This is a genomic window from Psychrobacter sp. NZS113, from assembly GCF_015864825.1.
In the GTDB taxonomy this organism is placed as follows: Bacteria; Pseudomonadota; Gammaproteobacteria; order Pseudomonadales; family Moraxellaceae; genus Psychrobacter.
On sequence record NZ_JADYWL010000003.1, the window covers coordinates 332,724 to 356,430 of the forward strand.

A 23,707-nucleotide genomic window follows, 5' to 3' on the forward strand; every position below is an offset into this window, starting at 1 on the left:
ATGAAAAAGTCTATGAGTAACCGCGATACTAAAAAAAACCACAAAGCAAAAAAGGCATCTATTGGTGGCGATGTGCGTATCATTGGTGGTCAATTTAAACGCCGCACTGTAAGCTTTATCGATGCAGAGGGTTTACGTCCAACGCCTGATCGCCTACGCGAGACATTGTTTAATTGGCTACTGGCTGATATTCATGGCGCTTATGTGCTTGATAGCTGTGCAGGTAGTGGTGTGTTAGGCTTCGAAGCTTTATCTCGTGGCGCTGCACATTGCACTTTCATTGAAATGAATGCTGCGCAAAGCAACATGCTATGCCAAAGTTCTTTACAACTGCGCATTGATGCTGACAGCCATCAAATCATCACTGGCATAGCAGAGAAAGTCTTAACACAGCAGCAAGTGGTCCCGCAAACTTTTGATATTGTGTTCATTGACCCGCCTTATGCTCAAGATCTGTGGCAACCGATTTTGACCGCGCTAATTACTCAATCGTTAATTAATACTGACACGCTGATTTATTTGGAAGCTGACAAAGATTTAGAGAGCCAACTGCAGCAATTGGCAAATACTTTGAATGACAATTTAACCGCTCAAGCGCAGACAACCCCAGAGGTCGTGGCGTTTGAATGCTTGAAACAAACCAAAGTCGGACAAGTTGTCGCTGGACTTTATCGGCTATCATCGTCATAATTGCACGGTGATTACCAAACATAACATTTACGGTTATGTAATTTGTCTTGTTTGAGAAATCATTTAATACCCACTAAAAATGTCTAAAACCGCTTAAAACTGGCCAAACGCTGCAGTTAAATGTATATAAGGCAAAAATAAACCCTAATGCAGCTTGCAAGCGTAGGCTCTACTGCTTATAATGTGCAGTCTGTTTTTTGAGAGCCCCGTTCCCAGCTAAACTCTCAACGAATTCTAATTTTAAGGTTTTATCATGAAAACACTTAGTGCAAAACCAGCTGAAGTGACCCATGACTGGTATGTCGTAGATGCTGACGGCAAAACCCTTGGTCGCTTAGCCACTCAAATTGCTACTCGCTTACGTGGCAAGCATAAGCCTTCTTTTACACCGCACGTTGATACTGGTGACTTTATTGTTGTCATCAATGCTGACAAAATCACGGTAACGGGTAAAAAAGCACAAGATAAAAAATACTATCGTCACAGTGGCTACCCAGGTGGTATCAAAGAAACTAACTTCAGTAAATTGCTTGCACATAAGCCTGAAGATGTTCTACACAAAGCAGTTAAGGGTATGCTTCCAAAAGGCCCTCTTGGCTATGCGATGATCAAGAAGCTGAAACTATATGCGGGTACTGAACATCCACATGAAGCACAGCAACCTAAAGCACTAGACATCTAAGGATACACTTATGGAACGCAATTACGGAACTGGTCGTCGTAAGACTTCTACTGCTCGTGTCTTTTTATCAAAAGGTACTGGTAGCATTGTCGTTAACGGCAAGCCACTTGACGAATACTTCAGCCGTGAAACTTCACGCATGGTAGTACGTCAACCATTAGAGCTACTAGACTCTGCTAACGCATATGACTTATATGTAACTGTTGCAGGCGGTGGTATTAGTGGTCAAGCTGGCGCAATCCGCCACGGCATCACTCGTGCGCTAATCGAAGCTGACGAAGCTTTGAAACCTGCTTTAAAAGCAGCTGGCTTTGTTACTCGTGACTCACGTCAAGTTGAACGTAAGAAATTGGGTCTACGTAAAGCACGTAAACGTCCACAATTCTCAAAACGTTAATCAAAGCTATCTCTTATTTTTTTGCGACTGTTGTCTTTATCTCAGAGCAACAGTATTCGCATTAAATGAAAGAGTAGATTTGCAAAACCTTACAAGCTGTTCGCAGCTTGTAAGGTTTTTTTATGGCTATTTATTAGATAGAACTTTATCTTATATATTTTATAGATACGCCAATCTATAGCACTTTTATAGAGTTACTTTACCAAAGAGCAACTTGTAAACCCGTTGCCACTACCCCATTATCATAATAACTTTTCATCAATAGCGACAATGCTATAAGATGCTATAACCCGATGCCATAAAAGTGCTGCAAAAGGATATTATGAAAGCGCCCGAACAATACGACCCCAGTAAGCAACCTTCAAAAGACAGCATGCCTTCACCGAGCATACAGCCGTCGGCTAAGTCACCAGCACTACCTGCTGGTACGCCAACGATTACGCAAACCCATAAGCGTACAGCGCAAGCCGATAAGAAACCCTTTCAATGGCAGTTTTTATCGCCTAAATATTGGGGTATCTGGTTATTGCTCGCTTTGGTGTTGCCACTGATTTACTTACCATTGCGCTATCAGTTTTGGCTAGGTCGTAAACTGGGTGTTTTGCTTTATAAAATAGCAGGCTCACGCAGGCGGGATACATTGATTAACCTCAAGCTGGCCTTTCCAGAAAAGCCAGAAGTTGAACGTGAACTGATGGCCAAGCAAGTTTTTGTCAATCAGGGTATCGGAGTGTTTGAAACCTTGTGCGCTTGGTTTCGTCCCAACGTCTTTACTCGTACGGTTTCTATTTCTGGACTCCAACATCTCATTAATGCCCAAAATGAGGGCCGTCCGGTTATCTTGCTTGGTGCCCACTACACTATGCTTGATTTGGGTGGCTTATTTTGTGCCCAGTTTTTTGCCTTAGACTGTATGTATCGTACGCAAAACAATCCTTTATTAGATTGGTTCATTTATAACGGTCGTACCAATATATTTGGTAAGCAAATCTCCAGTCGAGATATGCGGAGTTTGGTCAGCTCTATCAAAGAAAAACACGTTATCTGGTACTCTCCTGATCAAGACTATGGTCTTAAACAAGGCGTTATGGCGCCATTTTTCGGTGTACCAGCAGCCACTATTACTGCCTCACGACGTATGGCTAAATTGGGCGATAAGACCTATCCGCCAGTGTTCATGGCACTACATACCTATCGTCAAACGCCGGACAATTTACCCAGTGGTAAACGCCCGCATTATCATCTGACGATTACGCCTGAGATAAATAACTATCCAAGTAATGATGAGGTCGCTGATGCCACTCAGATCAATGAAGTCTTAGAAGGACTCATTCGTATCGATCCCACCCAGTGGATGTGGTTTCATCGGCGCTTCAAACACGGTCCGACAGGTCGCACGGATATCTATAAGTAGCCGTTATTCCAAAGAAAAATAGTCGAAAAGTTTGTTATACTTTGTGGCCAATATTTTCAATATGATCGACTCATAAATAACAACGCATTTATAATAATTTGATGAACAAAATAACGGATTTCCTATGACTAGTAATAGTACATCTAACAATCAAACCTCTACTGAGGCAGCAGCTGCAAAGCGTGTTTTGACTGGTATTAAGCCGACTGGCACTCTACATTTGGGTAATTATGTTGGTGCGATTCGTCCAGCCATCCAAGCTATTCAAAACAGTGACGATGAAGCATTTTTCTTTTTGGCAGATTATCACGGCATTATTGGCTGTTACGATCCCGCTATCATTCATGAGTCAACCAAAGCGATTGCCGCGACTTGGATTGCCTGTGGTCTAGACCCAGAGCGTGTGACCTTCTATCGCCAGTCAGACGTGCCTGAAATTCCAGAGCTAGCATGGGTATTGAACTGCTCATGTGCCAAAGGTTTGATGAACCGTGCTCACGCTTATAAAGCGGCGGTCGATATCAATATGGACAAAGAAGACGTCGATCCTGATCAAGGTATCAACATGGGGCTATTCGGCTATCCTGTGCTCATGGCAGCTGATATATTGATGTTCAATGCTACTCATGTGCCTGTTGGCCGCGACCAAATACAGCATATCGAAATGGCGCGTGATATTGCTGGTACTTTTAATCATCGTTACAAAACCTTATTCACGCTACCATCAGCTGTCGTTGATGACAATATCCCGTTATTGACTGGACTTGATGGCCGTAAAATGAGTAAGAGCTATGGCAATACCATTCCTCTATTTGGTGACTCTAATCCGCAAGTCAGCGCCGAAAAACAGATGCATAAAGCCATCATGAAAATCGTCACCAACTCGCAGCTGCCTGAAGAGCCAAAAGATCCTGATGACTCTGCTATTTTTGAGATTTATAAAGCTTTTGCGACGCCTGAAGAAATTGCTGACATGCGTGAGAAGTTTGCAGCTGGTATTGGTTGGGGCGATGCAAAAAAAGCCTTGTTTGAAAAAATAAACGATGAAATCGCACCATTCCGTGAGCGTTATCAAGAACTGATGGCCAATCCGAAAGAGCTTGAAGAAATCTTACAAATGGGCGCAGAAAAAGCACGTCGTCATAGCCGTAAGCAACTAGACAAGACTCGCCGTGCCATTGGTATTCGTCCACTTGCCAAGCTTAAGTAATACATTGAATACAGACCACGTACCAGAAATGATACCGGTATCTGCTGGCAATGCTCATGATATGTCGTTGCGTATTTATCAGACGCCAGTACAACATTTGCCAGAAGATTTATACGTGCCACCACAAGCCTTTGCCATTTGGCTAGAGCAGTTTGCTGGACCATTGGATTTTCTGTTGTATTTGGTCAAAAAGAACAATGTTGACCTGACCCAAATGCCAATACTGCCCATCACTGAGCAGTATCTGGCATACATTGGTGAGTTGGATACTGAGCATTTTGAATTGGCAGGTGATTATCTACTGATGGCATCGACGTTGATTGCCATCAAAACAGAGCTATTACTGCCCAAACCAGAAGCACCTACCGATGAGCGCGACCCAAAGGCAGAATTGATTGAACGCCTCGAAGCCTACGCTCAGATTAAGGTAGCCAGTCAATGCCTAGACAATTTGGTTCGTCTTGAGCGCGATGTATTTTTGGCCATGGTGAGTATGCCCAGTCAAGAGATCATGAATACCGAGCTGCCAAACTACTCACCAAATTTATTGATTGATAGTTTGTTTAAGATGCAACTACAGCCCGACTATCAGATGCACAATATTAAGGTCGATGCTGTACCGCTTGCTGATCGTATCGCGAGTATCAGTCGGCAGCTCAGTACCGACGGTGCACGCTCTTTTTATGAGTTATTGGATAAAGCACAAGGCAAGATAGGTGTGGTGGTCAGTTTCGTCGCGGTATTAGAGCTAATAAAACGGCAGTTGGTCGGTGTCGTGGATATTGATTTAGCAAGCAACCCCACTGCTGATAGTGGTTCTGAAAACGACTCACACATTGGGCCATTGACCTTGCAGTGGTTGGCTTAGCAATATATTCAATCCTCTATAAACTGGTTACGGTGTTAGTCTACTGCTTGTCGTACTTTCACTCGCTTTCCTTATATCTAGATGCTATTGAACCAACTATATTTAACCTGCCCTATATTAAAAATACAATACTTATAAAAGAGCATACTCTCGATGGTAGATATTGACGACATAACACTAAATGACACAGTACCAAACGACATGGCACTAAACGATAAGACACAACAATCGATATCAGCAGCCGAACGCTCATCACTACCTGATGATCAGCTACAAAGATTTGAAAGTATCAGCAAAGATGTCGAAGTGCTATTACATGCTTCAGAAACGCCTCTAACTGCCACTGTATTAAAGAAGCATCTGGCTTTGTCTACCAAAGAGCTAAAACAAGCGCTCGCATTATTACAAACACGATTGGATACAGGCGTGCTCAGCTTACACGAGACTGCTAGTGGCTATCGATTACAAATAGCAGATAACTATAGCACCCTCATTCAGACTGTTTTTCCGCAGCGTCAGGAGCGCCTCAGCCAAGCGTTATTAGAGACGCTAAGTGTCATTGCTTACAAACAACCCGTCACCCGTAGTGACATCGAGTATGTACGCGGTGTGACGCTATCGAGCAACATACTTAGACAGCTCTTTGATAAAGGTTGGGTCAAGGAAGACGGTTATAAAGAGACTTTAGGTCGTCCTGCATTGCTACATACCACACCGCAATTTTTAGATGCCTTTGGATTGAGTGATTTAGATGAATTACCACCGATGCCAGATATGGATGCTATCAAAGCAATGTCTTAGACCCTCAAACCTTTAAAGATATTCAAAGTACAATATTGGTATAACCTTATAGCCATACTCGCTGCCACAAAAAAGGACAAATCATTTAAGATTTGTCCTTTTTTATTGAATCACTAACTATAGTTTCGTGATTGATTGTTACTGATTGATAACATCAACACCTGCTGGTGGTGTGAATTTAAACTGACTGCTACTGATGCTTGGATTCAGTTTAATATTGCTGAACTTAATCGATGTGGTCTGACCAAGGCTATCATTCAGTACCATCATCACTGGCTTACCACCGCTAAAGCTCATTGATAAGCTCTTGAAGCTAGCACTGTCTGATTTTGGATAGAGCACATAGTAGTTTTTATTAGAGTATGGCTGAGTGATTTTGAAGTTCTGATCAATTTTGCTCGGATCACCTGATAGCAATAGTGCTGGAGTGTTACCTACTTGGCTATCGACGTTTTGCTTGGTCGCTTGCTCCAAATCTTTGTCATAAACCCACATTGAACTACCGTTGGCAACAATTATCTGCTGTGATGGTGACTTCGTTTCCCAGCGGAAATTGTTCGGACGTTGAACGCTCATAGAGCCGCTAAACGTACCACTGTTTGCGCCTTTAGTCGTTTGAGTAAAGTTGGCCGTCATACTCTTAGTATTGGTCAACAGGGTGTTCAAACGCTTAGCAGCAGTTAAGTTATCTGCAGGTGCTGCCGTCGCAGTTTGGGTCATCGCAATCATAGGAGCTGCCACGCCAAGTGATGTCGTTAATACACCCGCTAGAGCACCGTTCATCATTTTTTGTTTGATTGATTTGTTCATTGATAAATTCATCATTAATCCTCTCTAAAAAAGCATAATCGCTTTAAAATTGTCGCTTTAAAATAAAACATCTCATTAAAATTTTTGTTTTCTATAAGTGCTTATCTGACCAATATAGAACTGGTGCCCATAAACAATGACAACAGTGTGCCAGTTTTTTTATTGCGCGCCTAGTCATGATTTGCAATCATTACTACGCCTGCCATACACGCTTGTAACTACATTGATTTCACACTATTTAATAATATGAGCGGTTTTTTTTATTGTTTTTTACTACTTCTAGCAAGCTTTAATCACAATGAATACGTATAAAAAAAAGCCCCTATTACCATAAGGCAATAGGAGCTTTTTAGTCATCTAGTTATTTCATTCAAAAATGAAATAACTTAGATACGCAAATTATGCGTTTTCAACCGTCACATAACGACGGTTAAATTTACCTTTGGTCGCAAACTTTACAACACCGTCATTCAGTGCAAATAAAGTATGGTCACGACCCATGCCAACGCCTTCGCCTGCGTGGAATTCTGTACCACGTTGACGAACGATGATGTTACCAGCTGTGATAGCTTGGCCACCAAAGATTTTTACGCCTAGCATTTTTGGGTTTGAATCACGACCGTTACGGCTCGAACCGGCAGCTTTTTTATGTGCCATGAGAAAATCTCCTTGTTAATTTGACTTACCGCTGATGCGATAACTCTTAAGCATTTAGTGCGCTGTTTAGCAATAATTGCTAAATGGGTAATTAGGCATTAATGGCTTTGATTTTTAACAAGGTGTACCATTGGCGGTGACCTTGTTCTTTGTGATAATGCTTACGACGGTTGTGCTTGATGATACGGATTTTTTCGCCGCGACCATGCTCAACAACTTCAACTTCTACGCTAGCGCCGTCAACGACAGGCTGACCGATTTTGACGTTATCGCCGTCAACAACCATTAACACGTCTTCAAATTTGATTGTTTCGCCTTTTTCTGCTTTTAGCAATTCAACTTTAAGCAATTCATCGACGACTACACGGTGCTGTTTACCACCAGTTTTGATTACTGCGTACATTGTATGACTCCGTTTAACCCGTGTGCCGTGGCTGATGTTATACCAACGCTTTTACGACGAACACGACAGGGAAAAATTAAAGGCAAGATTTTACGGCTTTTTGCTCATAAAAGCAAGCCGCTCATCTTGTTTTTGTAAGGTGGTTACACTAATAACCCTATCCGTTATTACTATATAAGCTGTTGATTGTGAACGCATCTGAGAGGCTACTCAATAAAAAACAGCTAACATAACAATGATGGATAACAGTTTATGCCTAACAGGCGCTATTATAACTTATATAATCAGTTACTTATAGCCCTTTATCACTCATGCTTGCCTATAAAAGCACAGCAAAGACAGGCGACTTTATATAGGTATCATTTAGACTGGTTCTAGCATTTTATGCTAATAGCTATATACCATAAGTATTGTATAAAATATAATCGCTCTATGCCCTAAATGCTTTAACCAACAATTTAAAGACACAGCTATGCTATTATAGAAAAATGCCTTGCCTGCTATAGGCTCAAGGTTAAAAAGCATCAAGGCTAAAAACTCTTTCTACTCTTATTAATATGACTATTTATTATGACCATCACCCCTTCAAATAATACAGATTCAATGGCTCAATCAACACCTAACTATGCTGATATCCAAAGTATCGTGGCTGATGATTTTGAGATTATGGACAAGCAAGTATTCGGTAGTCTTAATTCCAAAGTTCAATTGGTAATGAGCGTCTCGCAGCACGTGATTAATGCTGGCGGTAAACGTATGCGCCCGCTGATTACGTTGTTGTGTGCACGCATGTTCAATGACAATCCATCAGAAAAAGCCATGCATTTAGCAGCCATCACCGAGATGCTGCACACCGCTACGCTCGTTCATGATGATGTCATTGATGAGTCAGGTCAGCGTCGTGGCAAGCCAACCGCCAATGCCACATGGGATAATGCCACAGCCGTACTGGTCGGCGACTATCTGATTGCCCGTGCCTTTAACCTGTTGGTCGGCTTTCAAAGCTTACCATTGTTGCAAGTGTTCTCAGACGGCACATGTGATATCGCTGAAGGAGAAGTGTTGCAGTTACAACATCAGCACAACCCTGCCGCTACAGAAGATGACTACTTGCGTATTATCGACGGTAAAACCTCGCGTCTGTTTATGATGGCGACCCAAGGTGCTGCTATCTTGCAAGACAAGACAGAATATATGCAGGCATTGGGTGATTTTGGTCAGCACTTCGGCAATGCGTTCCAAATCATCGATGACGTGCTTGATTACAGTGGTGATAGTGAAGTGATGGGCAAAAACCTCGGCGATGATCTTGCTGAAGGCAAACCAACTCTACCAACTATCAAAGCGCTTGAACTGCTAAAAAATAGCGACGCTGAAGGCTATGAGCAGCTGCGTATTGCTGTGCAGACAGGTAAGACACCGAACGCTGAGCAACTTATTGAATTGGTACGTCGTTCAGGCGCTCTAGACTACTGCAAGCAGCGCGCGCTGGAAGAAACCAAACTGGCTCAAGACGCTCTAAGTACGCTGCCTGACAATCGCTATCGTACAGGATTGTATCAATTGACAGAACTCGCGAGCGCACGATTAGTATAATCAAATGTGAGTCGTCTGCACTATCAAGGTGTTAAGACGACTCATTTTTGAGCAGCATTTTTTAGTGACTAATAAATAGGAAGCTAACGACCCAAAAAGCTGTCGCTTAATAACCAATATCTCAGCTAAATCGTTACCTTTCTTTAAGTTTTATAAATCCTCGCAGTACTATAATCGTGTAAGAATTGTGTTGATGGTTGGACAACGTTTGGTCAAAAAACTTTGAGTGACGCCTCATGCACCTTCGCTCAGGTTAAAGATGTTTTTAGGTATTGCTAAAACCACCTTTTTGCTGTCTGCGCAACATTTTTTAAGCATAATCTCAGATATGTATATAAAAGCAGCCTCTATAACAAAAAAACAACACTGTCTTGCGCTGTCACAACGTTACGCTTTGATAAACGTTATCTCTTGTGATGCTTACCCCTTCAATGTTTATAAAGTTCATAAGAACAAATGTAGCTTTCTTTTGTAAAAGATCTATTTTTATTAGCTTGACTGTAGGGTTAACCCTTTAGTTTATAATAGCAGACTATGTTTATTGGCTAAATCTAACTATTTAATTATATATTTAATAGCAGTAGCCATCTTTATATTTATTAAACAATCAATGTTGTGAAACCTATGTCTATTATTCACAACGCTTAGCATTGACTGTCATACAGTCGATTCAATTTAAAAGTAGTACAAGGCAACCGAGCGTAGGTGTATACGTGATATTTTAAGCGAGGTTAATGCTGTAATACTTTTATAGTGGAATGACTATAGAACAAACAACAATATCTCGAACGCTACTACTGATTATTACTCTTTTATTTATACCGCAATTATATTATTGACGAGGACATTGATGAAGCACTCTTATCTTGCGCTTGTAATAGCAGCTGTACTATCTGGAGCTGTACTGGTGGGCTGTAACAGTAACGAGGATGCCGCTGGTGATGCCGCTCAGCAGCAAATGCCACCCTCCGTCGTCAACGTACAGACTGTAACCTTTGAAACCGTACCACAAGTACAAACCTTTTCTGGTCGCACTTCAGCCTATCAGACTGCAGATGTCCGTCCACAGGTTAATGGAGTCATTGACGAAATACTGTTCCGTGAAGGAAGTACCGTCAAAAAAGGTCAGCCACTTTATCGTATCAATACAGACAACTATGCGTCTTCTGTGACGAGTGGTCGAGCAGCTGTACAACAAGCAGAGGCCAACTATCAAACAGCGTTGGCAAATACGGCCAGCAGTGAAGCTGCCTTAGTTAGTAGCCAAGCATCGTTGGCACAGGCACAAAGCGACTTACAGCGATTGCAAGGTTTGATTGATATCAATGCTATCTCTAAGCAGGAATATGATCAAGCAGTAACAGCCGTACGTACAGCCGAAGCATCGGTAAATAGTTCACGGGCTGCTATCGCGCAATCCAAGGCCAGTGCAGCAAGCTCAAAGGCAAGTATCTCCAGTGCAAAAGCAGGTCTAGAAGCCAGTGCTCTAGACTATAGTCGTACGATAGTACGTTCGCCCATATCAGGTCGTAGCGATCGCTCAAGCTTTACTGCTGGTGCATTGGTCAGTGCAAGTCAAACTGATCCTTTAGTAACAGTGTCACGCCTAGATCCTATCTATGTTGATATCAGTCAGTCTTCATCTGAGCTACTTAAACTGCGTCAACAGATTTCTGCTGGCAAGGCCCAAACTGGACTGAATACAGTTGAGTTGGTATTAGAAGATGGTACGGTTTATCCCGTCAGTGGCGAGTTGGCCTTGTCTGAAGCAAAAGTTGATGAGTCAACAGGTGCTGTCACCCTACGTGCTATATTCCCGAATAGTAACAATATTCTGCTACCAGGCATGTATGTCAGCGCGCGCTTGACCCAGAGTGTGATCAACAATGCGGTACTGGTACCTCAAAGTGCTGTCACACGCTCTGTTAAAGGTGAGACCCAGGTTTATATCGTTGATGAAAACAACAAAATCAAAGTACGCCCTATCACAGTTAATGGTACTTATAACGGCAACTGGGTAGTGACTGATGGTCTTAAAGAAGGTGAAAAACTGGTGGTGATCGGTGGCTCAAAAGTCAAGCCTGATCAAGAAGTCGTTGCCAAGCCTTTAGAAAACGCTACGCCAGCACCGACTGGAAATAGCACTCCTGCTAGTACTTCGGCCAAGACACCACAGCAAGCAGCAACAGAAACTAAGAAACCTGCTGAGAGCAACACGGCCAAGAAACCTGCGGAAGATGCAGCTAACTAATTCCATTCAAAGATAGGAAGACTTAGGGATATACTATGTCACGTTTTTTTATTAATCGCCCTATTTTTGCATGGGTATTGGCTATTTTAGTCATGCTCATCGGGGTGATATCGGTCATTAATCTACCGATCGAACAGTACCCACGTATTGCACCGCCGACTGTTACAGTTAGCACCAGTTACCCTGGTGCCAGTGCACAAACCGTTGAAGACTCAGTGGTTCAGATCATTGAACAAAAAATGAAAGGTCTTGATGGTTTGATGTATATGTCATCAACCAGCTCGTCAAACGGTAGCGCATCAGTGACGCTCACCTTTGAAACTGGTACTGACTCTGATACCGCTCAGGTACAGGTACAGAACAAGCTTCAAGCGGCAACAAGCTCACTACCTGAATCCGTTCAGCGTCAAGGTGTCACGGTCAACAAATCCTCTAGCAGCTTTTTGATGGTGCAAGCATTCATCTCTGAAGATGGCAGTATGGATCGCCGTGATATCGCCGATTACATTAACTCAAACATCGTTGATCAGATCAGCCGTGTCGAAGGTGTTGGTGAAGTTCGTGTATTTGGTTCTACTTACGCGATGCGTATCTGGCTAGACCCTGCACGCTTACGTAGCTATAACTTGATGCCTTCTGATGTCATTACTGCCGTCGGTGCGCAAAATGCGCAAGTCTCTGCAGGCCAGTTAGGTCAAGCGCCCGCTGACACTGAGCAACAGGTTATCAACGCCACTGTAACGGTACAAAGCTACCTACAGACCCCTGATGAGTTTAGAAACATATTATTGAAAACGGATACCTCAGGCGCGCAAGTACGCTTAAGCGATGTGGCAGATGTTGAGATTGGAAGTCAAGACTACAGTGTTAACTCACTATTTAACGGTCAAGAAGCCGCTGGTATGGGTATATCCTTGGCAGGTGGCGCTAACGCACTTGATACGCGCGAAGCACTTGGTGCTCGTATGGCTGAGTTGGAACAAAACTTTCCTGCTGGCCTAACCACAGTTACTCCTTATGACACGACACCATTCGTTCGGTTGTCTATTGAACAAGTAGTACATACGCTCATCGAAGCTATTGTGCTTGTATTTATCGTCATGTTCATTTTCTTACAGAACTGGCGTGCAACGATTATTCCGACACTGGCAGTACCTGTGGTACTTCTCGGTACCTTGTGTGTGCTGTATATCGCAGGTTTTAGTATTAACGTTCTGACCATGTTTGCGATGGTACTGTCTATCGGACTACTGGTCGATGATGCCATCGTAGTCGTAGAGAACGTCGAACGGATTATGGAAGAAGATCCTGACATTTCTGTCAAAGATGCTACCGTTCAATCGATGGGTGAAATTAGTAAGATTGTTGTCGGTATTGCTCTGATTCTATCAGCAGTATTTGTACCTATGGCGTTCTTTAGTGGCTCCACTGGTGCTATCTATCGTCAGTTCTCCATTACCTTGATTACCAGCATGGTACTATCGGCTTTAGTTGCCCTTATCTTTACCCCTGCCTTGTGTGTGACCTTGCTTAAACGTAGCAAGAGCCATGACAAGAGTAATATGGCCACTCAAAAAGGTTTCTTCGGTTGGTTTAACCGTAGTTTCTCTAAAGCAAGTAACTCCTATGAGCGCTTTGTCGGTAAAAGCTTCGGTCGTAAATGGTTATATTTAATTGGCTATGCTGCCATTATTGGTATCATGACAGTAGTCTTTTTACGCATTCCTAGCTCGTTTTTGCCAGAAGAAGATCAAGGTATTATGTTTACCTTAGTTCAGCTTCCCTCTGGCTCTACACTCGATCAAACACAAGACGTACTAGATAAAGTTAGAAACTATTACGATACTCAAGAAACCGATAATATTGCCTCTGTCTTTACTGTTGCAGGCTTTAGTTTTGCCGGAACAGGTCAAAATATGGGTCTGGCGTTTGTACGCTTGTCAGATTGGGAAGAACGCCCAGGCGATGAAAATACCGCGCAAGCTGTGGCTGGCCGGGCAATGGGTTATTTCTTTACTCAGATTAATGAGGCACAAGTATTCCCGATTGTACCGCCCGCTATTACCGAATTGGGTAATGCCAGTGGTTTTGACTTGATGTTACAGGATACCGGAAACGTCGGTCATGACGGGCTGCTCGAAGCCCGCAATATGTTGTTGGGCATGGCCGCTCAGAACGACCAAGTCTCTGGTGTACGTCCTAACGGTCAAGAAGATGCACAACAGCTTAAAGTTAATGTCAATCAAGAACAGGCCGCTGCTTATGGCTTGTCGATGTCAAGTATCAACAGTGTTATCTCGACTGCATGGGGCTCAAGTTATATTAATGACTTCGTTGATCGTGGTCGTATTAAGAGCGTTTATGTACAAGGCGAGCCAAGCAGTCGTACCAATCCTGATGATCTTGGCAAATGGTACGTACGTAATGACAACAACGATATGATTTCATTCGATGCGTTCTCTAGCAGTGAATGGCAGTCAGGTTCTCCGCGTCTGACCCGTTACAACAGTTTCCCTTCTATGAATATTCAAGGTGCTGCTGCTGCTGGACTCAGTACAGGTGAAGCAATGGCTGCGGTGGAAGCGATGATAACCAACCTGCCTGAAGGCGTCGGTTATGAGTGGACAGGCACGTCACTTGAAGAGCAAAAATCAGGTGCGCAGGCTCCCTTACTATATGCAATCTCCCTCTTAGTGGTATTCTTATGTCTAGCCGCTTTGTATGAGAGTTGGTCTATTCCGTTCTCTGTCCTACTGGTTGTTCCACTTGGGGTATTAGGAGCGGTGGTATTTACATGGATGCGCGGTTTCTCCAATGACGTTTATTTGCAGGTAGGTCTGCTTACCGTAGTCGGGCTGTCTGCTAAGAATGCTATTCTGATTATCGAATTTGCGAGAGACTATCAAGAAGCTGGTTATAGTCTCAAAGAGTCCGTGATGACAGCAGCACGTCAACGTTTGCGCCCCATCATTATGACATCGCTCGCCTTTGGTCTTGGTGTTGTACCATTATTCCTAGCCACTGGCGCTGGTTCTGGTAGCCAAAGTGCGATCGGTACTAGTGTGGTTGGCGGGGTCGTAAGTGCGACATTATTAGGTGTATTCTTTATCCCAATGTTCTATATTTGGATACGTAGCATCTTCCCTCATAAGTATGAGAATAATAAGCCAAATGACAGAGACGATGGTGGTGATAATACGCCGCATACACCAAATGGTGATCCACAAAACCCGACTCTCTCTAAGAGTTATCAGCCTGTGAACTTAGGAGACAACACACAATGAGTTTTCGTTCTCTTTTTACCTCAAACTCAGCACACGCGGCAGTCAGTACGACTGCCAGCGCGTGCGCAACGACAGGTGAGTGCCCCGTGACCTCTACCCCTTTATCAGTATCTAGTGCTCGCAAAAATGGCGGTCGTCTAATAGGTCTAACCGCCTTAGCGATCAGTATGGCGGCGTGTAATACTATACCTAAATCAGATACAAACCCTGTACTGGCTCAGCCCAATATTCCAATCAACCAAGCCTATGGCGCGTACGACAAAGAAACTGTCAGTAGTGCTGATCAGGCCAGTATCGCCAGTCAACGCTGGCAGAATTTTTATAGCGATGAGCGTTTAAAAGGTTTGATTGCGCTTGGTCTTGAGAACAACAAAGAGTTTGAAAATGCGCGTCTCGCCATTGAAAAATCGCGTGCGCAATACCGCATCACTGACATAAGTGACGTGCCGATGATTGATGGCAGCGGCAGTTACTCTCGCAGTGCTGATAACAGTTCGGATAGAAACTCTAGCAGCAGCTATAACGTAAGTTTAGGGTTGACAAGCTACGAGTTGGATTTTTGGGGTAGAATTTCGAGTCTAAAAGATCAAGCCTTACAAAACTTTTTGGCCACCACGGCCGCAAAAAACACCACTCAAATTACGCTCATCAGTAATATTGCTCAAAGCTATGCCAATCTAAGTTATAGTTTGGCGCAATTAGAGCTGGCTTCTAAAACTTATGAAAGTCGTAAAGAGTCATTGTTTATTACGACCAAGCGTTTTGAAGCGGGTATCGATGATCGACTGGCTTCTTTACAAGCGAGCGCCTCATTAGAGGATGCTAATCTAGCAATGCTGAGTGCTCAAAGCAGTGTTTTGACAGCACGTAATTCATTACAGTACTTGATTGGCGCACCTATACCCAGTAACCTTGTTCCTACGCCTTCAGTTACGAATATTACCAACCAGCAAATATTCAATACTGGACTACCTAGTGAGCTACTACGCTATCGCCCAGACGTGTTACAAGCAGAATATAACCTTAAAGCAGCTGGTGCCAATATCGAAGTGGCGCGTGCGTCTTACTTCCCATCTATTAGCCTTGCCAGCAGTATCGGTCTCAGCACTAGTAGTTTGAGTGATTTATTCAGCAGTGGCGCGGTTGGTTGGTCATTTGGCCCAAGTATCAGTGTGCCTATCTTCGATGCTGGTAACTTAGATGCCAATTATGATGTTGCTAAGATTGAACGCGAACAAACGCTTGCCAGCTATGAAAATACTATTCAAACGGCATTCCGTGAAGTATCAGACGTTCTAGCAACAAGAGCAACATTGGTTGATCAGCTCGATGCTCAGTATCGCTTGCAGGATAACTTTGAACAAACATATCAGATTTCAGATGCTCGCTTCAAAGCTGGTATCTCTAACTATCTAGATGTACTGGATGCCCAGCGTTCTTTATTCTCAACGCAGCAAGGTATCTTGAATTTAGAACTGCAAAAAATTATCAGTCAGATTGAGTTGTATCAAACGCTCGGTGGTGGGGTCAATCTAGACACACCGACTGCCATCCCTGTTCCTCAGCACACTAACTTGGTACAAATAGCGAACCCATCAGCCTACAGCAATAAGGCAAAAGCAGTTAATGCGGTCAATGCAGCAGGTTCAGCGCGCGTTGTGTCTTTGCAAGAAGCATCAGCGATTAAGCAGGCGCAACCGTCAGAGTCAGCCACCTTCAGACCTATTACTGAGGTCGATATCAATAATGATGGTACAAAGGATGCTACTGTCGGCGTAGTCACTGAAGAAACACGCTTAATTAAAAAATAGTGTAGATCCCGTTCTCGTTACAAAGATTGTTGAGCTTTACTCCATACAATCATCAACTTGTGACGTAACGGTATCATCACATTGACAGTCGATATCTACAATCAGCCCTACCGACTTGGTAGGGCTTTTTGCTTTCTACTGTCACTATTGGTTATAGTAGCGTTAGATTTTTTAATATCATGCTATAACTCTGCTGTTATAACCTTCTGTAATAAAAAACCTAAATCAAAACTCAGATAACACCATATAGCGAGACTAATATGACTTATACCTTCAATCGCCAATATCCTGCCACCCGCTTACGTCGCTTACGTTATAACGATAATGTACGTGCCATGATTCGTGAAGTTGAGCTGCACCCTAAACACTTCATCGCTCCTGTCTTTGTGCTAGAAGGCGAAAGCCAACGTGAATCTATTGCGAGTATGCCAGGTGTTGAGCGCTTATCTATTGACCTACTGATTAAATATGCCAAAGAGCTATTGGCAGAAGGCGTCACAACTATTGATATCTTCCCTGTGATTGACAACTCACTAAAGACACCAGATGGCAGATCAGCATATGATGAAAACGCCCTGACAGCACGTGCAGTCAAAGCGGTCAAAGACGCGGTGCCAGAAATGGTGGTCATGACTGACGTGGCTTTAGATCCTTATACCTCACATGGTCAAGACGGCCTGCTTGATGACAGTGGCTATGTCATCAACGATGCAACCATTGAGGTGTTGGTCAAGCAAGCACTAGTTCATGCTCGTGCTGGTGCTGATATTATCTCACCGAGCGATATGATGGATGGCCGTATCAAAGCCATGCGTGATGCGTTTGAAGCAGAAGGCTTTGTGAATACCGCTATCATGGCCTACTCGGCTAAATACGCCTCTGCCTATTATGGTCCATTCCGTGATGCGGTCGGTAGTGCTGGCAACTTAAAAGGTGGTCATAAGAAACAATATCAGATGGATTTTGGCAATCGTGCAGAAGCCTTGCATGAAGTGGCCATGGACATCAATGAGGGTGCTGATATGGTGATGATTAAACCTGGTCAGCCATACTTAGATTTGATTCGTGAAGTCAAAAACACTTTCGGTGTACCAACCTTTGCTTATCAAGTCTCTGGTGAATACGCCATGCACATGGCAGCCATTCAAAACGGTTGGTTGAGTGACGCGGTCATTTTAGAGTCTTTAATTGGCTTCCGCCGCGCCGGGGCTGATGGTATCTTGACTTACTTTGCTCTAGAAGCAGCACGCCAGCTAAACAATGCTTAGTATTAAGTAAACGGCCTGTCATCTCATAAAAAATAGCCCCAACTACCATAAAGCAGCTGGGGCTATTTTTTGTCTGAATGCTTTTTTAATAAATCAAACTATAAACGTGCACGATCATGCGGCTCATTAAAATCAATCACGGGCCCCACAGGTATGATACGAGTAGGATTGATGTTGGCATGACTGGTGTAGTAATGCTGCTTGATGTGCGTCATATTCACCGTCTCCGCAATACCTGACACTTGGTACAAATCAAGCAGATATCCCCATAGATTTGGGTAGTCAATAATTCGATGCAGATTGCATTTAAAATGTCCGACATAAACAGCATCAAAACGTACTAAGGTCGTAAATAATCGCCAATCGGCCTCTGTTATCGTACTACCCACCAAGTAACGCTGCTCTGCCAGACGTATCTCTAAAGTATCTAATGCATCAAACAGTTCAGTCACTGCTGATTCATAGGCTGATTGTGTGGTCGCAAACCCTGCTTTATACACGCCATTATTTATCGCAGAATAAACAAACGCATTAATCTCGTCTATTTCTGTTAGCAACTCTGTCGGTAAAAAATTACCCGCTACAGCTCCAACTTCATCGAAAGCTGAATTAAACATACGGATAATTTCTGACGACTCATTACTTACGATGGTGTTAGTCTGCTTATCCCATAAAATAGGCACCGTGACGCGCCCTGTATAGTCTGGTTTTGCCGCAATATAAACCTCATAAGCATAAGAGGCGTTGTTTATTGGATCAGCGATAACACCCTCGCCCGCTGCAAACGTCCAACCATTCTCACCCATAAGTGGATGAACGACAGATAAAGAAATTATATCCTCTAAGCCTTTTAGCTTACGATAAATGAGGGTACGATGTGCCCAAGGGCAAGCTAGCGAAACATACAAATGGTAACGATTGGCTTCAGCTTTGAAGCCTCCTACGCCTGACAGCCCTGCACTACCGTCTACCGTGATCCAGTTCCTAAATCCGGCATCTTCACGCTCAAAGCGTCCACCGCTAGATTCTGTATCGTACCATTTGTCTTGCCACTGACCGTCTACCAATAGACCCATATTATCCTCCAACTTGTGCTCGTTTTATTCTCAATGAACACGATTGACCTGAAATCGTTATCATTATCGCTATCACTAAAGTTCAAGATATATCATATCAGCTCTATCTCGATAAATAGTAGGGTTTACAACCTAATTAACAACAAAAACTAAACTTAATTAAATAAGTATTTATTAAAACTAAATAGAATGTACTAATAAATACTCAATATCTGAGGCTGTATCAGATATTATGATAATAAGTCATTATTGTTATAGAAAAGACTTGCAAAGTTTGAAAAACTTGCTAAAATGCATGACCTAAATAGGCGTATAGCTCAGTTGGTTAGAGCGCTACCTTGACATGGTAGAGGTCAGCAGTTCGAGTCTGCTTATGCCTACCAAATTTAGAAAGCCCCAATCTCACGATTGGGGCTTTTTTTGTCTGTAAAATATAGGCTGTAGTGAAAAAGGAAACTATACGTCGATTCAAATTTCCTCTTTTCTCACTTTCAGCAAACGTCATCAGAAAATGGGTGTGCCCGAATTGGGCATAAGTTGCGCCTACTCTCTATTTTGCCTTTCTTTCAGAGTAGTACTTTCGACCTCTACCCTAGATTATCTAAAACCACTTCAAAATTAATTTACTTCTCTTTATCTAGCGGCTCGTTAGGTATATAAGTAAATAAATCACCTACTTCAATATCTAGAGCCTCATAAATTTTATCCATAGTGTCAAAATCTATTCTTGAAGTTGGACTTCTGCTGTCAAATCTATAAATATAAACTCGGAAGGTTATCGTTTTGAAAAAGCATACGTTACTGTTTATTTTTATTAGGGTATACTTTTTTATACACCACGGGCATTTTTACAGGTCCGACTAAATAATATACCGATACTGGCCCTCATTGCTCCATCCATGGATCAGACAGAGTACTGTAATTATTCAATGAAACTAAGAACAGAGCAAGAGAAAACAATGACAGAGATTAATGGAAAGCGGTTATCCTATCTTTATGAGGCTGTAACTATGGGTACAATCCGGGCTGCAGCAGATAAGCTAGATATTGCTCCCTCAGCCATCAGTCGACAAATATCTCTGTTAGAAAAAGAGTTAGCATGCATTCTTATTGAACGGCACCGAAAAGGAGTAACACCAACAGAAGCTGGTAGTATTCTCTTGCAGTTTTATCGGGAATCAGTCTCCGCTGAAGAGACTTGTGTTTCCAAATTACAGTCTTTGTTGGGATTACAGCGGGGTCATATAAAGTTAGCAATGGGTGATGGTTTTGTTGGGGATTTGATGCTGGGTCCATTATCTGAGTTTGCCCGTCTATATCCGGCGCTAACACTTTCAATCAGTACTGGTGGATCAAACGAAGTGATTCGTCAGGTTGAGGAAGATGAAGCACATATCGGGCTAGTATTCCATCCCAGCAGTCATCCTCGCATCCGCTCACAGATCATCAGTTATCAGCCAATGTATATTATTGTTTCGCCCGACCATCCGTTAGCTGATCGAAGTAAACCTATGCAGTTAAAGGAGCTTTTGGAATATCCAGTGGGGCTGGCTGAAAGTCGTTTTGGCGTGCGTCAGTTACTAGCAATGGCCGAATTTCAACAAAAAATTCGATTTGACCCTATACTAACCACTGACTCATTCACGGTGCTAAAGAACTTTGCTCGTTCAAATATGGGGTTTACCTTTTTACCGTATTTTGTAGTGTCCAAAGAAGTGAAAGACGGACATTTGATAGCAATCCCTATAGACAATACGCTACTGTCAAGCGGTGAAGCTCATATCGTCACTCGGTTGGGTCGTCATCTATCCCAAGGTCCGCATGAATTACTACAGCATATGAAGTCATGGATGAAAGCTTTGTAAGCGGGCTGCACACCAGCAACGTTGAGTTGCTGGATGCTGTTTTGAAATAGCTGTTAACGTTGAATTCAACGACTTTGCACCTTTTAAAGCATAGCCTGGGCTATTATGGCAGAACCTAAGAAAGTGCCGGTAAAAGTAAGCAGCGCAACCACTGCGATTTTAAATCCAGATTTTTTAAACAAAGTCACCTCCATCTGAGAAATTGCAAACCCTGCATAGGCAAGCACAGGAGTAATGAGTTGTAATACGCCAAGCTTCTCTGTTTCTACTAAAACATACTCGCTCATTGGAAACTGTGGCAAAGATATCAAAATAGCCACAATTGATATCCAAGCAATAGCGGGGACATTGACAGGAATAATCTCCTTTAATAAAACTCCAGCGATACAACAAGCGAACAGAATCAACATAGCAGGTAGAGCAGAAATTGGATTGACACCTTGCCCTACCCAATTGCTTAGTAATAGAACGATACAGATAACCGCCAATAGGGATAGAGACTGCTTTACTGATAAAATAGATTGCTCTGGTACCTTTAAACCAAAATCTGTTTTTGTGGCAGCAGTAATATCATTATTCTTCTTAAATTTGTTAATAACTTTATATAAAAACTCTGTGAATGGTAGGGCAACAAACAAACTGACGAACAGCCCTGTGGCGTAAGTTAGTAGATTAGAGGTCGCTGCAAACGCAGTAATAGTTTCCGCTTGAGCAGGTACCGTTTCTGCGAGCGCTGCTGAACAGGCACCCATCATACTACCACTACCAATACCACAAGCCATAGCGAGTGCTCGAACATCCATGATATCCATAGAAGCAATAATACCCGCCATTAATGAGAAGTAAATTGCGCCAAACAAGGTACCCATTACATAGACACCCATGACACCAATACCTTCGGCGCTCTGAAGTCCATACTTATCAGCAATTAGCGCAATATTAGGTTCACGAGCAATTGAGTGAGTGGCACCAATAGCCTCCCTCCCCATTCCAAATACCAATACCGCAACGGGTAAGGCGATAAGAGCAGTCATTACATTGCCCAATTCTTGTAGCAAAAGGGCGGGGCCTGCGGCTATGATTTCTTCGACCTTAGGACCGACACCAACACCAAATTTTGCAATGAATGGCATGATGCTCAAAAGGACGGCGTAGCTTGCAAATTTTGCTCGGTCTCTAGAAATTACCGCTTTCATTGAAGGTATAACGTTGGGATTCAATAGTAGTGTAAATATGAATGCATATAGCAAAGGCAGTAAGACTAGTGTACCAATACCAATAGGTATCTTAATGATCCCTATCCATTCTGCAAATAGCGATGTAATAATTACTAGTAAATGCAGCTTCCAATCAAATAAGTGCTTCGTCATTGTACTTGATAGTATAGTGGTATTATTCATAGCAGTTCCTTTTGCATTTTATGATGCCTACGTTTTTTGATGATTTGGTTTATGCAGAAATTTTTGGTAGCTGAGACTCAACTAAAGAGACCCATACTTTGATTCCTGTCTCAATAGCATCGTCATTAAAATCATAAGCCGCATTGTGTAATGGTTTGGAGGGGCTATTACCATCAACACCTAACCAAAAATAAGCGCCCTTGACGACTTGACTCATAAATGAAAAATCCTCCGATGCCATTGAGGGTTCCACATCAGTATTTACCTTGGCAGCACCTAGCACTTTGGTAGCCGCCTCTTTAATTTCAAGATAGGCTTGGCTGTCATTAGTGGTTACTGGATAGCGAATATGGTAATCCATCTCTCCTGTGACACCATATAAAGGCGGCAGTGTTGCAACCATTTCTGTCAGCATATCCTGCATGGACTGTCGTATGTCCATATCAAAGCTACGAACGGTTCCTTTTAGAATGGCGTAATCAGGAATGACATTGGTCGTATCACCACTATTCATCTGAGTAACGCTGATAACACCTGACTTGAGTGGAGATATTCGACGAGAGACAATAGATTGAATGTTAGTAATCAATGCCGCACCTGCTGCTATAGGATCAGCTCCCAAATGCGGCATAGCTGCGTGAGTTCCTTTACCAGTTAAAGTAATCTCAAAGGTATCAAAAGACGCCATCATAGGCCCGTTGTTGACCGCAATCTCTCCCACAGGTAGACCTGGCCAGTTATGTAACCCATAAACAGCATCCATAGGGAACTTATCAAACAATCCATCGTCAATCATAGCCTTTGCACCGCCTAAGACCTCTTCAGCAGGTTGAAAGATAAAATAAATGGTGCCATTAAAGTCTTTATGTTGGCTCAGATGCTTTGCCGTACCAAGCAGAACTGAAGTATGACCATCATGGCCACAGGCATGCATACAGTTTTCATGAGTGGATTTATGCTCAATATCGTTTTGCTCTTTTATTGGTAGCGCATCGATATCGGCTCGTATGCCAATAGTAGGACCTGAGCCGTTCTTTAGAACACCGACAACGCCCGTGCCGCCCAATCCTTGATGCACTTCCATCCCAAAGCTCTGTAATTTATCAACAATAAATGATGAGGTCTTGAACTCTTTAAAGCCCAGCTCTGGTTGACTATGGATTTGCTGACGCCACTGCTTTACTTCACCTAATAGGGTTTCGTTAATTAACATGTGTTTTCTCC

20 protein-coding genes and 1 tRNA gene are annotated in these 23,707 nt (G+C 42.9%); 14 read left to right on the top strand and 7 right to left on the bottom strand.

Annotated features, from left to right (window positions below; genetic code table 11):
* The 7 genes from rsmD to scpB all read left to right on the top strand — a co-directional run bounded on the left by rsmD (position 1) and on the right by scpB (position 6,062).
* Positions 1 to 690 (top strand): 16S rRNA (guanine(966)-N(2))-methyltransferase RsmD, encoded by a 690-nt coding sequence (rsmD, locus tag I6E61_RS06425; RefSeq protein WP_197131734.1) that lies wholly within the window; start codon positions 1 to 3, stop codon positions 688 to 690.
* Positions 691 to 943: 253 nt separating this feature from the next.
* The gene (gene rplM, locus I6E61_RS06430) at positions 944 to 1,372 is read left to right on the top strand and encodes a 50S ribosomal protein L13 (RefSeq protein WP_010199223.1); all 429 of its coding nucleotides are present in this window, start codon (positions 944 to 946) and stop codon (positions 1,370 to 1,372) included.
* A 10-nt stretch (positions 1,373 to 1,382) separates the two neighbouring features.
* A complete protein-coding gene (gene rpsI, locus I6E61_RS06435; protein ID WP_110922597.1) occupies positions 1,383 to 1,769 on the top strand; it encodes a 30S ribosomal protein S9 in 387 nt (128 codons plus the stop codon).
* Positions 1,770 to 2,142: 373 nt separating this feature from the next.
* Entirely contained in the window at positions 2,143 to 3,183 is a 1,041-nt protein-coding gene (locus I6E61_RS06440; protein WP_227685720.1) for a lipid A biosynthesis acyltransferase, read from the top strand.
* A gap of 124 nt (positions 3,184 to 3,307) precedes the next feature.
* Positions 3,308 to 4,393: a tryptophan--tRNA ligase gene (locus I6E61_RS06445; RefSeq protein WP_197131739.1), complete on the top strand. Its 1,086-nt coding sequence runs from the start codon at positions 3,308 to 3,310 to the stop codon at positions 4,391 to 4,393.
* A 28-nt stretch (positions 4,394 to 4,421) separates the two neighbouring features.
* Entirely contained in the window at positions 4,422 to 5,261 is an 840-nt protein-coding gene (locus I6E61_RS06450; RefSeq protein ID WP_197132078.1) for a ScpA family protein, read from the top strand.
* A 153-nt stretch (positions 5,262 to 5,414) separates the two neighbouring features.
* Entirely contained in the window at positions 5,415 to 6,062 is a 648-nt protein-coding gene (gene scpB, locus I6E61_RS06455; RefSeq protein ID WP_227685706.1) for an SMC-Scp complex subunit ScpB, read from the top strand.
* Between the two features lie 138 nt (positions 6,063 to 6,200).
* Here scpB and lolA read toward each other — a convergent pair whose 3' ends face one another.
* The 3 genes from lolA to rplU form a co-directional block, all read right to left on the bottom strand.
* A complete protein-coding gene (gene lolA / locus I6E61_RS06460; protein ID WP_227685707.1) occupies positions 6,201 to 6,884 on the bottom strand; it encodes an outer membrane lipoprotein chaperone LolA in 684 nt (227 codons plus the stop codon).
* Between the two features lie 387 nt (positions 6,885 to 7,271).
* Positions 7,272 to 7,529, bottom strand: coding sequence for a 50S ribosomal protein L27 (gene rpmA, locus I6E61_RS06465; protein ID WP_021813611.1), 258 nt, complete (start codon positions 7,527 to 7,529; stop codon positions 7,272 to 7,274).
* A 91-nt stretch (positions 7,530 to 7,620) separates the two neighbouring features.
* A complete protein-coding gene (gene rplU / locus I6E61_RS06470; RefSeq protein WP_057761012.1) occupies positions 7,621 to 7,932 on the bottom strand; it encodes a 50S ribosomal protein L21 in 312 nt (103 codons plus the stop codon).
* A gap of 570 nt (positions 7,933 to 8,502) precedes the next feature.
* On the opposite strand from rplU, the gene I6E61_RS06475 reads away from it, so the two are divergent.
* The 5 genes from I6E61_RS06475 (at position 8,503) to hemB (ending at position 18,142) form a co-directional block, all read left to right on the top strand.
* Positions 8,503 to 9,528, top strand: coding sequence for a polyprenyl synthetase family protein (locus I6E61_RS06475; protein WP_197131756.1), 1,026 nt, complete (start codon positions 8,503 to 8,505; stop codon positions 9,526 to 9,528).
* 850 nt (positions 9,529 to 10,378) lie between these two features.
* Positions 10,379 to 11,779 (top strand): efflux RND transporter periplasmic adaptor subunit, encoded by a 1,401-nt coding sequence (locus tag I6E61_RS06480; protein ID WP_197131759.1) that lies wholly within the window; start codon positions 10,379 to 10,381, stop codon positions 11,777 to 11,779.
* 35 nt (positions 11,780 to 11,814) lie between these two features.
* Positions 11,815 to 15,063: an efflux RND transporter permease subunit gene (locus I6E61_RS06485; RefSeq protein ID WP_197131762.1), complete on the top strand. Its 3,249-nt coding sequence runs from the start codon at positions 11,815 to 11,817 to the stop codon at positions 15,061 to 15,063.
* Positions 15,060 to 16,874, top strand: coding sequence for an efflux transporter outer membrane subunit (locus I6E61_RS06490; protein ID WP_227685708.1), 1,815 nt, complete (start codon positions 15,060 to 15,062; stop codon positions 16,872 to 16,874). The genes I6E61_RS06485 and I6E61_RS06490 overlap by 4 nt, the downstream gene beginning before the upstream one ends.
* Positions 16,875 to 17,134: 260 nt before the next feature.
* Positions 17,135 to 18,142, top strand: a complete 1,008-nt coding sequence (gene hemB, locus I6E61_RS06495; RefSeq protein ID WP_197131765.1) for a porphobilinogen synthase — start codon at positions 17,135 to 17,137, stop codon at positions 18,140 to 18,142.
* Between the two features lie 98 nt (positions 18,143 to 18,240).
* On the opposite strand, the gene I6E61_RS06500 is transcribed toward hemB, so the two are convergent.
* Positions 18,241 to 19,218 carry a glutathione S-transferase family protein gene (locus tag I6E61_RS06500; protein ID WP_197131768.1) on the bottom strand — a complete coding sequence of 326 codons (978 nt, stop codon included), beginning with the start codon at positions 19,216 to 19,218 and terminating at the stop codon, positions 18,241 to 18,243.
* Between the two features lie 306 nt (positions 19,219 to 19,524).
* On the opposite strand from I6E61_RS06500, the gene I6E61_RS06505 reads away from it, so the two are divergent.
* Positions 19,525 to 19,601: transfer RNA gene (locus I6E61_RS06505), tRNA-Val, on the top strand.
* 240 nt (positions 19,602 to 19,841) lie between these two features.
* Here the strand turns inward: I6E61_RS06505 and I6E61_RS14350 are convergent.
* Positions 19,842 to 20,051, bottom strand: coding sequence for a helix-turn-helix domain-containing protein (locus I6E61_RS14350; protein ID WP_320158574.1), 210 nt, complete (start codon positions 20,049 to 20,051; stop codon positions 19,842 to 19,844).
* A gap of 126 nt (positions 20,052 to 20,177) precedes the next feature.
* On the opposite strand from I6E61_RS14350, the gene I6E61_RS06515 reads away from it, so the two are divergent.
* The gene (locus I6E61_RS06515; protein WP_227685709.1) at positions 20,178 to 21,083 is read left to right on the top strand and encodes a LysR family transcriptional regulator; all 906 of its coding nucleotides are present in this window, start codon (positions 20,178 to 20,180) and stop codon (positions 21,081 to 21,083) included.
* Positions 21,084 to 21,166: 83 nt separating this feature from the next.
* Here the strand turns inward: I6E61_RS06515 and I6E61_RS06520 are convergent, their stop codons facing one another.
* Positions 21,167 to 22,483 (bottom strand): DUF3100 domain-containing protein, encoded by a 1,317-nt coding sequence (locus I6E61_RS06520; RefSeq protein WP_197131773.1) that lies wholly within the window; start codon positions 22,481 to 22,483, stop codon positions 21,167 to 21,169.
* A gap of 49 nt (positions 22,484 to 22,532) precedes the next feature.
* Positions 22,533 to 23,696 carry a M20 aminoacylase family protein gene (locus tag I6E61_RS06525; protein ID WP_197131775.1) on the bottom strand — a complete coding sequence of 388 codons (1,164 nt, stop codon included), beginning with the start codon at positions 23,694 to 23,696 and terminating at the stop codon, positions 22,533 to 22,535.
* Positions 23,697 to 23,707 lie beyond the last annotated feature (11 nt).